Origin of the sequence: Xanthomonas sp. BRIP62411, assembly GCF_003993525.1 — a bacterium.
In the GTDB taxonomy this organism is placed as follows: Bacteria; Pseudomonadota; Gammaproteobacteria; order Xanthomonadales; family Xanthomonadaceae; genus Xanthomonas; species Xanthomonas euroxanthea.
Map to the genome: position 1 here is coordinate 58,544 of NZ_QEZI01000011.1, position 13,333 is coordinate 71,876.

General features: G+C 67.7%; 10 protein-coding genes. All 10 read right to left on the bottom strand.

The genetic code is table 11. The features are described from left to right. Window positions 1-163: 163 nt before the first annotated feature. The 10 genes from EO139_RS08350 to EO139_RS08395 all read right to left on the bottom strand — a co-directional run bounded on the left by EO139_RS08350 (window position 164) and on the right by EO139_RS08395 (window position 13,075). Window positions 164-2,950: a methyl-accepting chemotaxis protein gene (locus EO139_RS08350; protein WP_164739789.1), complete on the bottom strand. Its 2,787-nt coding sequence runs from the start codon at window positions 2,948-2,950 to the stop codon at window positions 164-166. Window positions 2,951-3,001: 51 nt separating this feature from the next. Then, window positions 3,002-5,179, bottom strand: coding sequence for a methyl-accepting chemotaxis protein (locus EO139_RS08355; RefSeq protein WP_115677184.1), 2,178 nt, complete (start codon window positions 5,177-5,179; stop codon window positions 3,002-3,004). Window positions 5,180-5,528: 349 nt separating this feature from the next. Next, the gene (locus tag EO139_RS08360) at window positions 5,529-6,056 is read right to left on the bottom strand and encodes a hypothetical protein (protein ID WP_047125429.1); all 528 of its coding nucleotides are present in this window, start codon (window positions 6,054-6,056) and stop codon (window positions 5,529-5,531) included. Window positions 6,057-6,508: 452 nt separating this feature from the next. After that, the gene (locus EO139_RS08365) at window positions 6,509-8,512 is read right to left on the bottom strand and encodes a chemotaxis protein CheA (RefSeq protein WP_104648668.1); all 2,004 of its coding nucleotides are present in this window, start codon (window positions 8,510-8,512) and stop codon (window positions 6,509-6,511) included. A 32-nt stretch (window positions 8,513-8,544) separates the two neighbouring features. After that, entirely contained in the window at window positions 8,545-8,910 is a 366-nt protein-coding gene (locus EO139_RS08370; RefSeq protein WP_002806565.1) for a response regulator, read from the bottom strand. Then, a complete protein-coding gene (locus tag EO139_RS08375; protein ID WP_026064926.1) occupies window positions 8,907-9,215 on the bottom strand; it encodes an STAS domain-containing protein in 309 nt (102 codons plus the stop codon). The genes EO139_RS08370 and EO139_RS08375 overlap by 4 nt, the downstream gene beginning before the upstream one ends. Window positions 9,216-9,318: 103 nt before the next feature. Beyond that, window positions 9,319-10,572, bottom strand: coding sequence for a chemotaxis protein CheW (locus EO139_RS08380; protein ID WP_119106955.1), 1,254 nt, complete (start codon window positions 10,570-10,572; stop codon window positions 9,319-9,321). Then, window positions 10,569-11,351: a ParA family protein gene (locus EO139_RS08385; RefSeq protein WP_016904758.1), complete on the bottom strand. Its 783-nt coding sequence runs from the start codon at window positions 11,349-11,351 to the stop codon at window positions 10,569-10,571. The genes EO139_RS08380 and EO139_RS08385 overlap by 4 nt, the downstream gene beginning before the upstream one ends. Window position 11,352: 1 nt before the next feature. Beyond that, window positions 11,353-12,327, bottom strand: coding sequence for a flagellar motor protein MotD (gene motD, locus EO139_RS08390; RefSeq protein ID WP_104585116.1), 975 nt, complete (start codon window positions 12,325-12,327; stop codon window positions 11,353-11,355). A gap of 7 nt (window positions 12,328-12,334) precedes the next feature. Beyond that, a complete protein-coding gene (locus EO139_RS08395) occupies window positions 12,335-13,075 on the bottom strand; it encodes a flagellar motor protein (protein WP_026064871.1) in 741 nt (246 codons plus the stop codon). Window positions 13,076-13,333: the final 258 nt, after the last annotated feature.

Genomic DNA, 13,333 nt, shown 5'->3' on the forward strand with positions numbered 1-13,333 from the left:
CCGCCCGGGATGATTCTTTATTTTTGAAGGACGAACGGTAGGGCCGCCGGCCGGTGTGTGCGGCGATCAGCCGCCGGCAACGCGGCCGTGGCGGGCAGGGTGCGCACGCCGGTGGCGCTGAAGGTGCACGGGAGCCGCCCCGGTCAGGGCAGCGCCGCTGCACTCAGAAATCCTGCCACTGGCTGTCGTTGCCGGCGACACTGCCGGGCGACTTGCGGGTAGGGGGACGCGGCGGCATGGCAGCGCGCTTGCCGGCCGGTGTCCGTGTGGAGGGCGCAACCGGGCTGACGCCGGGTGTGGCGGCGGCAATCGCCGCCGGCCTGCCAACGTGGCCGAGCTTGAACACCGCCACCGCATCGGTCAGCTGGCCGGCCTGTTCTTCCATCGCGCGTGCCGCGGCGGTGGCTTCTTCCACCAGTGCCGCGTTCTGCTGGGTGGCTTCGTCCATCTGGGTGACGGTGAGGTTGACCTGCTCGATGCCGCTGGACTGCTCCTGCGAGGCGGCGGAGATCTCGCCCATGATGTCGGTCACGCGCTGCACGCTGGCCACGATCTCGGCCATGGTGGTGCCGGCCTGCTGCACCAGCGACGCGCCCTGCGCGACCTTGCCCACCGAGTCGTCGATCAGGTGCTTGATCTCCTTGGCCGCGCCGGCCGAGCGCTGCGCCAACGTGCGCACTTCGGTGGCGACCACGGCGAAACCACGGCCCTGTTCGCCGGCACGCGCCGCTTCCACCGCCGCGTTCAAGGCCAGGATATTGGTCTGGAAGGCGATGCCGTCGATCACGCTGATGATCTCGGCAATCTTCTTCGAGGAGATCTCGATGCCGGACATGGTGGTGACCACCTGCGCCACCACCGCGCCGCCATGCGAGGCGACATCGGCCGCGCCGATCGCCAGCTGGTTGGCCTGGCGCGCGTGCTCGGCGTTCTGCTTGACGGTGGAGGTGAGCTCCTCCATCGAGGCGGCGGTTTCCTCCAGGTTGGCGGCCTGTTGTTCGGTGCGTTGCGACAGGTCGCTGTTGCCGGCGGCAATCTCGCTGGCGGCCGCGTTGATCTGCGTGGCCGAGGTCTGGATGCCCGCCACGATGCCGGTCAGTTGCGCCACGGTGGCGTTGGCATCGTCGCGCATGCGGGCGAACACGCCCTGGAACTGTCCGTCCATGCGCACGGTGAGGTCGCCCTCGGCCAGCGCGCTGAGCAGGCTGGAAATACGTTCCAGGCCTTGCGAGGTGGTTTCCAGCAGGCCGTTGAGCTGACGGCCGAATTCCAGATAGAAGCCGTGCTTATCGTCCAATGCCAGGCGTTGGCCGAAGTCGCCCATCAGCGCCGACTGCACCAGCGCGGCGACCTCTGCCTGCGTGCTGACCTCGGCGCTGACATTGCGCCACAGCAGCATGCTGCCGCTGCGATGACCATCGGCGGCGTACAGCGGGGTCATGCTCAGATCCAGCGTCACCGGCCCGAAGGCGTAGCGCTCCAACGTGGTGGACTGCAGTTGCTGCAGGCGCTGCATGCGTGCCTTGCCGTCGGCATCGGTGCCGAACACATAGTCCAGCGGGTTGCCGACCACCGCATCGGCGCTGAAGCCCTGCTGGCCCTTGGCATGAAACGCCGCTTCGCTGCGCTTCAACGAGTTGTGCAGCGCCTGGGTGATGAACACCGCCGTGTGCTGCTCGTCGGCCAGCAGCACTTCCATCTCCGAATGTTCCAGCGCGGTGCGGATGCGCAGGTTCTCGTTGGCGATCTGCGCATCGCGTTCGATGCGCTGGCGCAGGTCGGTCTGCATGCGCTGCATGGCGCCCATCAGGCGGCCCACCTCGTCCTGGCGCTGCGCGGCGATCTGGTTGTCCAGCTTGCCGGAGGCAATGGCACCTGCCACCTTTGCAGCGGCATCCAGCGGGCCCACCACCTGACGGCGCAACAGTGCGAACAGCGCAACGCTGAGCACCAGCGCCGAGCCCAGGCCGACCGCCAGGATGGTCCACAACAGGCGATGTGCCTGCTGCATGATCGCCGCATACGGCACCACCACGCCCAGCGCAAAACGCTCCTGCGCGTGGCCGATCTGCAACGGCACATAGGCGCTGACCGTGCCGGCGGCGTCCGGCGTGAAGTCCAGATAGTCCTTGCCGGCCCTGGTGGCCTCCAGCATCGCGCGGTAGTCGGCACCGTCGGCCGGCTTGCCGATCCGCGCAGCGTCGCGCGAGGCCAGAATCACCCCGGCCGGCGAGATCAGCTCGACATAGCCATCGTCCATCGGGCGCAACGCGCTCAGGCGCTTCTGCAATGCTGCCAGGGCGAAATCCACCGACACCACGCCCACATACTTGCCCTGGTCCAGGATGGGCGTGGACAAGGTGGTCATCAGCACCGGCTTGCCGCCGATCTGGTAATCGTAGGGGCCGGCCACGATCTGCCGGCCCAGCTCGCGGGGCTTGAGGTACCAGTCGCCGTCGCCGGGCTTTTCGTAGCCGACCAACGGCTCGCGGATCAGCGACTGCCCGTTGTAGGCCCAGTAGGTCATGAAACGGCCGGTGTTGTCGTGGCCCTGGGCATCGACATAGTCGCCGTCCTTGCCGTCGAAGGCCTGCGGCTCCCACAAGGTGCCCATGCCCACCCATTCGGGATGGTTCTGCAACGCGTCGTGCACGATCGCCGCCGCCGCCTCGCGGCTCACCCCGCCATGCGCACGCTGCGCCAGCAGGGCGCTGGCGAGCGACTGGCCAGTGGTGAATGCCTGCCCCAGCTCGCTGCCGATCTGCTCGGCCTGATAGCGCGCCGCGTTCTGCATCGTGGTCTGCGCCGACGCGATCAGCGCGCGACTGCTTTGCCAGTAGCTGATCGCCGCGGTCAGGCCGAAGCACAGCAATGCAGCGACCGCGGTGCCGAGCATCAGGCGGTACGCCAGACTGCCGCCGGAGCGGGATTGCGTGGGGGGCGAGGGCATGGGCGTGGCTTCGAAGTGAGGAGGTGGTACGGGAGAGCGATCTGGTGGCGATCAGCTGGCGACGCGCAGGGCCTCCGCGCGCGCGGCACCACGGCCGGGGCCGCGCTGCACGGGCGAGGCCGCGGTCACCCGGAAGCTGGACACCGCCTCGTCGAGCTGCTGCGCCTGCTGCTGCATGGCGTTGGCGGCGGCGGTGGCTTCTTCCACCAGCGCGGCGTTCTGCTGGGTGCTCTCGTCCATCTGGGTGACGGTGAGATTGACCTGCTCGATGCCGGCCGATTGCTCCTGCGAGGCGGCAGAGATCTCGCTCATGATGTCGGTCACGCGCTGCACCGAGGACACGATCTCGGCCATGGTCTTGCCGGCCTGATCCACCAGCGCCGAGCCCTGCGCCACCTTGCCGACCGAGTCGTCGATCAGGTGCTTGATCTCCTTTGCCGCGCCGGCCGAGCGCTGCGCCAGCGTGCGTACCTCGGAGGCAACCACGGCAAAGCCGCGGCCCTGTTCGCCGGCACGGGCCGCTTCCACCGCCGCGTTCAAGGCCAGGATGTTGGTCTGGAAGGCGATGCCATCGATGACCGAGATGATCTCGGCGATCTTCTTCGACGAGGTCTGGATGCCGGACATGGTGTCCACCACCTGGCTGACCACCTGGCCGCCTTGCGAGGCCACCGATGCCGCGCCGATTGCCAGCTGGTTGGCCTGGCGGGCGCTTTCGGCGTTCTGCCTGACCGTGGAGGTGAGCTCTTCCATCGAGGCGGCGGTTTCTTCCAGGTTGGCTGCCTGTTGTTCGGTGCGCTGCGACAGGTCGTTGTTGCCGGCGGCGATCTCGCTGGCCGACCCGGTGATGGCGCCGGCGGCCTGCTGGATGCGCCCGACGATGCCGGCCAGCTGCGTGGCGGTGGTGTTGGCGTCATCGCGCATGCGCGCGAACACGCCGTGGAACTCACCGTCCAGGCGCGCAGTGAGGTCGCCCTCGGCCAGCGCGGCCAATAGCTCGGAGAGCTTGCCCAGGTTGCGGTCGCTGACGTCCATCATCGCGTTGAGGTCGTTGATCATGCGTGCCGAGTCGTGCCTGAAACGCGTGGCATCGCCGCGCTGGCTGAAGTCGCCATTGGCCGCAGCCTGGGCCAGCCGCTTGATCTCGGTGTTGATCGCCAGCAGGCTGGCCTTGGCGGCATCCATCGCTTCGTGCAGCACCGCCCGGGTACCGGGCAGGCGCGCGGCGTCGCGCGACAGATCGCCTTGCGCGTACTCGTTGAGGATGCCGATCGCATCGATGATGGCGTCCAGGTGTTCGAAGATCATCGTGTTGATGCCGCCGGCCAGCTCGCCGTAGACGCCGGGAAAATCGGTGGGCATGCGGTGGCTGACGTCTTCGCCGGCGTGCATGTGCATCATCACCTTGGTCTGCGCGGAGAAGCGCTCCAGCGTATGCACCATGTCGTCGGTGGCCTTGAGCATCTGGCCGATTTCATCGCTGCCATGCTGGGCGGTGCGCACGCTCAGATCGCCACGCGCCACGCCCTTGATGGCGGCAAGCGCGCGCGACACCGGCTCCAGCACCGAATTGCCGATCAGCCAGCCCACCAGCAGGTTGAGCAGCACCAGCACGCCGCCGGCCAGGGTGACGATGCCGGTGAAGACCAGCGCCTGCGCCTGGGTGTCGTCCAGATACACGCCGGTGCCGATCACCCAGCCCCACGGCTTGTACAGCGAGGCGTAGGAGGTCTTCTGCACCGGCTCCTTTTCGCCGGGCTTGGCCCAGGCGTAATCGACGTAGCCGCCGCCGGCCTGCGCCGCGCTGACGAAGGCCGGGAAGATGCGCTTGCCGTCAGGGCTCAGCACATCGTTGAGCGGCTTGCCGATGAGGTCCGGGCGGGTGGGGTGCATCAGCATCACCGGCGTCTGGTCGGTGACGTAGATGTAATCCACGCCGCCACGTGCGCGCATGGTGGACAAGGTATGCAGCGCGGCCTTCTTGGCGCTGTCCACATCCATCTCGCCTTTCTCGGCGCGCTCGGCATAGCCATTGACCACCGCGATGGCCATTTCGATCTGGCTCTTGAGCCCGTCGCGGCGCGTATCGGTGAGATCCACGTATTGCAAGCGTGCGGCGATCACCGCCAGCACGATGATGCCCAGCGCCACCAGCGCGGTCTGCGCCAGAAACTTGCGCTTCAGCGGTACGTTGGCCAGCGTGTTTGCAATCGTGGTCTTGAAGGTCATGGCAGGTATCCAGCAAAGGAATGTGACCGAGGTAAGTCGAATAGCGACCTGATCCCCAAAATGTTGAGCAGTGCGCGACAGCCGGCATGAGGGCGTTTTTCAGTGCGTTTTTGCAGGTGCGCCAGCCGCACCTTGGGGGCGTCATACGGTTGCCATGGCGATGCGGTGGCGCGTATCGGGCCGGGCAGGGCACGCGGCCCGTGGACCCGCTGGCAAAGGCAGTGCGCACGAGGGCGATAGGACCTGCAGCGCAGGCCGGCGCTTCGGCGCACGTCGCGCAGCGCGGGGCTGGCTGGCTGGAGAGCCTACGACGCCGCTGCGACCATCGCGGTCGCGAGGCGGGCAATGCTCAGTGGCGTTGCGTTGTGCCCACGCTGGCCATCGATTGCTGCAGGGTGTGCAGTTGCGTCCACAGCCGTGCGTCGCCTGCATGGTCCAGCGACAAGGCCTGCGCAGCCTGCAGGTCGCCGGCATGCAGGGCGCGGTTGGCCTGGCGCTGCTGCGCCAGATACTGGCCCAGTTGCTGCTGCACCAGCGCAAACTGGCGCGCCTGCTCACCCTGTGGCGCGCTGGCCTGGACGTAGCCCGCATGCCGTGCGATGCGTTGACGCAGGTTGCCCAGGCGCTCGTCGTAGGCCTCGATGCGGGCGGGGTCATGCGCTGCGGCAAGCTGCGCCCGCTGCTCGTCGCGCAACTGCACCAGGTCGATGGCGAGCGACTGCAGCGCGTTCACCGGCACGTTGTCCAGCAGGACCGACACCGGCGCGGCCGGTGCTGCGAAGGACGGCGGCAACGAGATGCTGGCAGCCAGCAGCGCGGCGGCGCACACCGAGCCCAGCAGGTGGCGGACAGCGCGTGGTGAGTTGACGGTGGGCATGCGGACTTCCTTCGACGTGGCGCGGGCCAGGCAGCCCTCATTGCTCCCTGTATCGGCCGCCGCGGCGCGGGCTTGATCACCTTTCGACGGACGGCACGTTTGCGGGGAAACGCAGCGGGTATTACGAAGCGCGTGCGTCTGTCGGTCGCTGCCAAATGGCAGAACGCCCCGGCAGGATCGGGGCGTGTTGAGCATCGTCGTGGTTGGCCCTGCGCGCGTGGATAGGCGCTGCGCCGGACATGTTCCGACACGCCGGGGCAGCGGCTGCAGGCCATGCGGCACGCGTCGCGGGGCAGGTGCGCAATTGCAGGACTGCGCCGGGCACTGCGGTGCCTGGCAGAAATGAAAAGCCCCGGCATCGCTGCCAGGGCTTTGTCGTGACCGCACATAATCTGCGGCCTTTCTCCCGCGGGAGAAGGAGCCACACCGCGCTTGTTGCGTGGCCTGGCGTGTTACGCGGCCTGCGGCACACGCAGCGAGCGCACCAGCCCGCCGATGTCCACGATCAGCGAGACCCGGCCATCGCCCAGGATGGTGGCGCCTGAGACACCCGGGATACGGCGGTAGTTGTTCTCGATGTTCTTGACCACGACCTGTTGCTGGCCGAGCAATTCATCCACTTCCAGCGCGATCTTCTGGCCGTCGCCTTCGACCACCACCACCAGCGGTTCCTGCGAGGACTGCTGCCCGCCGAAGCCGTAGTAGTCGGTAAGCGACAGGATCGGCAGGTACTCGCCGCGCACCCGCAGCACCCGACCGTCGCCCGCCATCGAGCGGATGTCTTCCGGCGCCGGCTGCAGTGCCTCGAGCACGTAGGCCAGCGGCAGGATCAGGGTTTCGCCGGCGACCGAGACGGTCATGCCGTCCAGGATGGCCAGGGTCAGCGGCAGGCGGATCAGCACGCGGGTACCGCTGCCGGCGTTGCTTTCCAGCTGCACTTCGCCACCCAGGCCCTGGATGTTGCGGCGGACCACGTCCATGCCCACGCCACGACCGGACAGGTCGGTCACTGCGTCGGCGGTGGAGAAGCCCGGCGCGAAGATCAGGTCCCACACCTGCGCATCGGTCGGGTTGTCCGGCACGGCGATGCCGCGTTCGGCGGCTTTTTCCAGGATCTTGGCGCGATTGAGGCCGCGGCCGTCGTCGCTGACTTCGATCACGATGTGGCCGCCCTGGTGCGAGGCCGCCAGGGTGATCGTGCCGGTCTCGTCCTTGCCGGAGGCGCGACGCGCATCGGGCATTTCCAGGCCGTGGTCGATCGAGTTGCGCACCAGGTGCACCAACGGATCGGCAATCTTTTCGATCAGACCCTTGTCCAGCTCGGTGCCTTCGCCGATGGTGCGCAGGCGGACCTGCTTGCCGAGGCGGCTGGAGAGGTCGCGGACCAGGCGCGGGAAGCGACGGAACACCGCGTCCACCGGCAGCATGCGCACGCCGATGACCGCTTCCTGCAGATCGCGGGTATTGCGTTCGAGCAGATCCAGGCCGGCGAACAGCTGTTCGGCATGCGCCGGATCCAGGCCGGTGGAGACCTGCTTGAGCATGGCCTGGGTGATGACCAGCTCGCCGACCAGATTGATCAGGGCATCGACCTTGTCGACGCTGACGCGGATCGAGGTTTCCGCTTCGGCTGCGGCGGCCTTGGCCGGCGTGGCAGCGGCGGCGGCAGGCTCGGCAGCGGCGGCAGGTGCCGCAGCAACGGCGACAGGCGCAGCGGCGGCTTCGACGGCCAGGCTCGGCGGCGGGCCGGGCACCGCCATCGGGCGGATCTCCAGCTCGCAATCGTCCACCACCCAGGCGAAGGTGTCTTCGATCTTGCTGCGCGGAATCTTGCCGATCAGGCCCAGATCCCAGGCCAGGTAGGCTTCCAGCGGGTCGATGTTCTCAAAGCCCGGCATGCGCTCCAGGCGCGCGGCAATCTGCAGCGGGCCCAGGTGCTCGAGCTCGCGGATGATGCGCAGCGGGTCGTTGCCGCTCATGAACAGCGACGGCGCCGGGGTGAAGCCGATATGCCAGGCTTCGGGTTCTTCTTCCTTCGGCTTGGCCACCGCCGCGGCGGTCGGCGCTTCGCCGGCCAGCACCGCGTTCAAGCGGGTATGCACGGCCTTGACCGCGGCCGGGTCGGCCGGGGTGCCGTGTTCGGCTTCGCGCAGCAGCGCGCGCAGCACGTCGACCGAGCCGAGCATGGCATCGACCGCATTGGGCTCGAGCTGGCGCTTGTTGGAGCGCAACTCGTCCAGCAGCGTCTCCAGCACGTGGGTCAGGCCGGCGACCGCTTCGAAACCGAAGGTGGCAGCGCCGCCCTTGATCGAGTGCGCGGCGCGGAACACCGAGTTGATGATTTCCGGGTCGCGGTTGCCCTCTTCAAGGGACAACAGCCCGGCCTCCATCGCGTCCAGCCCTTCGCGGCTTTCCTCGAAAAAGGTGGCGTGGAAACGTTGCAGGTCCATGCTCATGGGCGTGACATCCGATGGTGAGGCAAGTGGAATTAACCCAGAACTTTCTGGACGGTGGCGATCAGCTGTTCCGGGTTGAACGGCTTGACCAGCCAGCCGGTGGCACCGGCGGCCTTGCCTTCGGACTTCTTGTCGGCCGCCGACTCGGTGGTGAGCATCAGCATCGGGGTGAACTTGTAGTCCGGCAGCTGGCGCAGCTCACGGATCAGCGAGATGCCGTCCATGTTGGGCATGTTCACGTCGGTCACCACCGCGTTGAAGCGTTGGCCCTTCGCGCGGCCCAGCGCCACGGCGCCGTCCTCGGCTTCTTCGACGGCAAAGCCGGCAGAGGTGAGGGCGAAAGAGACCATCTGGCGCATTGACGCCGAATCGTCCACCACCAAGATACGTGCGCTCATGCGGCGTTCTCCACAGATTTCAGGTTGTCATTGGATGCGGAAAGTCCGAGCGCGTCGGTGACGCCGAGCAGACGGGCCGCATCTCTAAAAGTGTCGTTGCAGCCATCGAATTCGGTATGCAACCCCGCCTGGCGGCGGGTCTGCACAAAGGCACAGAGCAACTGCACGCTGGCGGTATGGATACGCCGGACGTCGCCGGCATTGAGCACCACTTCGCCGTCCTGGGCCAGGAACGCGGCAAGCTTCTGCTTGAGGTCGGCGCTGGTCTCGATGCCGAGATCCTCACCCAATGTCACTGTGCTCATTGTTGCTCCGAACGGATGGTTCTATGCGTACTAACGGCGGGCGGCGGGAAAGCTTTAACGGTGAATCGTTGCGCGTGCAGGTGCGCGTCAGCTGCGTGCCGGATCAATGCAGCAAATGGCTGGCATCGAGCAGGATCATCGGCTGATGGCCCAGCCGCGCGACGCCGCGGAACAGGTTGTTGGAAATGCGGCACAGGCGTGCGTTGTCCGGTGGTTCGATCTGCTGATCGGTCAGGCTGGTGACATCTTCCACCGCCGACACGCGCAGGCCCATGGTCTCGCCGTTTTCCTCCAGCACCACCACGCGCGTCTGCAGATCCATGTTGATCGGCGCCGAGCCCAGGTGCATGCCCAGGTCGATCACCGGCACCACCTGGCCACGCAGGTTCATGATGCCGAGCATCGCGCTGGCGGTGCCGCGCAGTGGCAGCAGCGGCACCGGCAGTACCACCTCCTGCACCTTGAGCAATTCCAGCGCATAGGTCTGTTCGCCGCAGCGCAGGCGCAGCCAGCGCGTGCTGCGTTCGGCCGCGCGCCGCTCGGCCTGGATGTGCTCGGCCTGGCCGGGGGCCAGCAGTGCCTGCAGGCCTTGCGGATAGATCGGCGACGGCGGCGCGCGGTGCGGTGCCTGCATCGGTGCCGGCGCAGGCCGCGCAGGTGCCGGCGCGGCGGGTGCGGCATCGGCAAAGGCCGGGTCGGCATCCATCTCCGACAGCAGATCGGCGGCCAGCAGGTCGGCGCCGGAGGCAGCGCTGGCGAAGGCCGGGTCTGCGTCCATCTCGGCCATCAGGTCGGCGGTGCTCATGAACGGGCTGGGCGCCGCCGTGGCGAACGCCGGGTCGGCATCCATTTCGGCGAGGAAATCGGCAGCGATGTCTGCAGCGCTGGGCGCGGCGACCACCGGCGGGCCGAAGGCCGGATCGGCATCCATTTCGGCGAGGAAATCGGCGGCGATGTCCGCGGCGCTGGGCGCGGCGACCACCGGCGGGCCGAAGGCCGGGTCGGCATCCATTTCGGCGAGGAAATCGGCGGCGATGTCCGCGGCGCTGGGCGCGGCGACCACTGGGGGGCCGAAGGCCGGGTCGGCATCCATTTCGGCAAGGAAATCGGCGGCGATCGCATCGGCGCTGAGCACCGCGGCGATCGCGTTGGAAGTGGCCGCTTCGGAGACAGCGGCGGCTTCGGGGGCCGCGTCGGCCTGCACCGGCGCTTCGGCCAGCGTGACGTCTGCCTCGGCAGTTGCCGGTGCCGCCGCGACGGTGGCAGTGGCAGCCGGGGCAGTGGGCTCGACGCCGGCATCGTGCAGCAGGCCTTCCAGATAATCGTCCAGCTCACCGTTGGCGGTGTGGTTGCTCATGCGGCTTGCTCCATACGCACCGCGTCATCGGCCAGCACCCATTCCAGCGCACGGCGATAGGCGGACAGGCCGCGGCCCTGGTAGTCGCCGCCGGTGGCGGGGACGGTCAATGCGGCGGCATTGCAGATTCGGGTATCCACCGGTACCGCGTCTTCCCAGACGACGGCGCCGTAGGTGTCCTGCATCTCCTTGAGCGTCTCGGTGCCGGCGCGGGTGCGGCGGTCGAACAGGGTCGGCAGGATCGACACCGGCAGTGCGCGGCGACGCGAACGCTGCACCATGTCGGCGGTACGCACCATGCTGGCCAGGCCATGCAGCGCCAGCGGCTCGGCCTGGGTCGGCACCACCACGCGGTCGCAGGCGGCCAGCGCGTTGATCATCAGCAGGCCGAGCGTGGGCGGGCAGTCGAGCAGGATGTAGTCGTGCTGGCCGGCATGCCGGGTCATCGCGTTCTGCAGGGCCAGGCCCAGCCCGGGCTGGTTGGCGCTGCGGCGTTCCAGCGTGGCCAATGCGGCTTGCGCGCAGACATAGGACAGGCCGGGGATGGCGCTTTCGTGGGCCAGGCTGGCCAGGTCGCTCGGCGGGGTGCCGAACAGGTCCAGCACCCCGCGCGGCGGCGGGTCGATCGCCACACCGAACGCGCGGGTGAGTGAGGAGTGCGGATCGAGGTCGATCAACAATACCCGGTGGCCGAGCGCGGCCAGGCCACGACCCAATGCCAGCGTCGTGGTGGTCTTGCCGACGCCGCCCTTCTGGTTGGCGATTGCCCAGATACGCATCTCACTGCACTCCTTGAATTACGGCGGGAACGGAACTTGTGCCGCTTTCGGTGGTGACGGCCGTTTGGCCGCCGTCAGACTTGGGAAGCTTGGGCGCCCCGGCGGCGGTCGCATGCAGCTGCGATGGCGGATCGGGTGCGAGTGAGCCAGCCGAGTCAGCGAGGATGATCAACACCACACGCCGGTTCGCATTCCGTCCCGCCTCAGTGCTGTTATCGGCACGTGCGCGGAATTCTCCATAGCCCACCATCGCCAATCGCTGCGGGGCGATGCCGTCGTCGGCAAACAGGTGCACCACGCTGGCGGCGCGCGCGGCCGACAGCTCCCAGTTGGAGGGAAACTGTGCGGTGGCGATCGGCTGGTTGTCGGTATAGCCCTCCACGCGCACGCCGTTGGGCGCATCGCGCAGCACCGCGGCCAGCGCCGAGAGGGTGCCGCGGGCGCTGCCGGCCAATGCCGCCGAGCCGGTACCGAACAGGATGTCGCTGTTGATCTCCACCTCGATCCACAGATCGTTGCGGCGGATGGTGATGAGTTTCTGGTCGATCAGCGGTGCCAGCGTCTTGCCCAACTGCTGGGCCACCGCGTCCATCTGCCGCTGCGCACGCGCCAGCTGCGCCTGGTTGCGCAGCGACACCGGCATGCGCATCTGCGCGGCCATCGACGGCAGCAGGGTGGGGTCGGTCGGTCCTCTAGACGCGGCCATCGGCGCGCCGGCCTTGATCACCGACGGGCGGTCGTAATCGGCCCCCAGGGTCTGGGTCCTGCCGACCTGCACCGGGCTGGCGGCGGTGGACGCGCCACCGAAGGCGGTGGTCAGCGCCTGCGCCATGACCTTGTACTTGCCCTCATTGAGCGAGGAGATTGCGTACATCACCACGAAGAACGCCAGCAGCAGCGTCATCAGATCGGCATACGGAATCGCCCACGCTTCGTGGTTGCCATGGTCTTCGTGATGTTTGCGACGGCGGGCCATGACGGGACTAATGCAAGTAGCCTGCCAGTTTCGACTCGATGTTGCGCGGGTTCTCGCCCTGGGCGATCGCGATCAAGCCTTCGATCGCCATTTCGCGCTCGTTGGTGCTGCAATGGATGACGCTCTTGAGCTTGGCGGCGACCGGCAGGAACAGCAGGTTGGCCGAGGCGATGCCGTAGATGGTGGCGGTGAAGGCCGCGGCGATGCCATGGCCGAGCATGGCCGGGTCGGCCAGGTTCTTCATCACCGCCATCAGCCCGAGCACCGCACCGATGATGCCCAGCGTGGGCGCGTAGATGCCCATGCCTTCGAACACCTTGGCCGCGGCAAGATCCTGCCGCTCCTGGTTGTCCATTTCGATCTCGAGCATATGCCGCATGGATTCGGGCTCCACGCCATCGACCAGCATCTGCAGGCCCTTGCGCAGGAACGCGTCGTCCTGGCGCGGCAGCTGGTCTTCCAGGCCCAGCAGGCCCTGGCGGCGGGCGATGTTGCTCCACTCGACGATGCGCGCCAGCAACTGCGGGCGGTCGCTGGCCGGCGGCTGGATCACCCAGCGCAGGATCTTGAAGGCGCGCCGGAAAACCGCCGGTGAGGTGTGCAGCAGGATCGCCGCCACGGTGCCGACGATCACGATCACGAAGGCAGCCGGCGACCACAGCGACGAAATGCCGGCGCCTTTCAACACGCTGCCGCCCACGATCGCCACGATCGCGAGCACCAGTCCGATAATGCTGAGTCTGTCCATGGAGGCGATATCGGCGCAAGCGCGGCGGACTTGATAGAGCAGATGGTCGAGAGCGCCAGAAAGTTGTCGTTTTGCGGCATGGGCCGCTTCCAAGCTGGCGTCGATGCAGGGGTGACAGGTCATCGGCGCATGCGCTCCCGACCAGCGCGTGTCATCAATGCCGCGGCAGGCCCGCCCCCCTTGCGCGTGCACGCAGGCAACAAGCGCGCGCATGTTCGGTGTGGCGACCGCGTTGGCGATGGCCGCCACGCGGCGTAG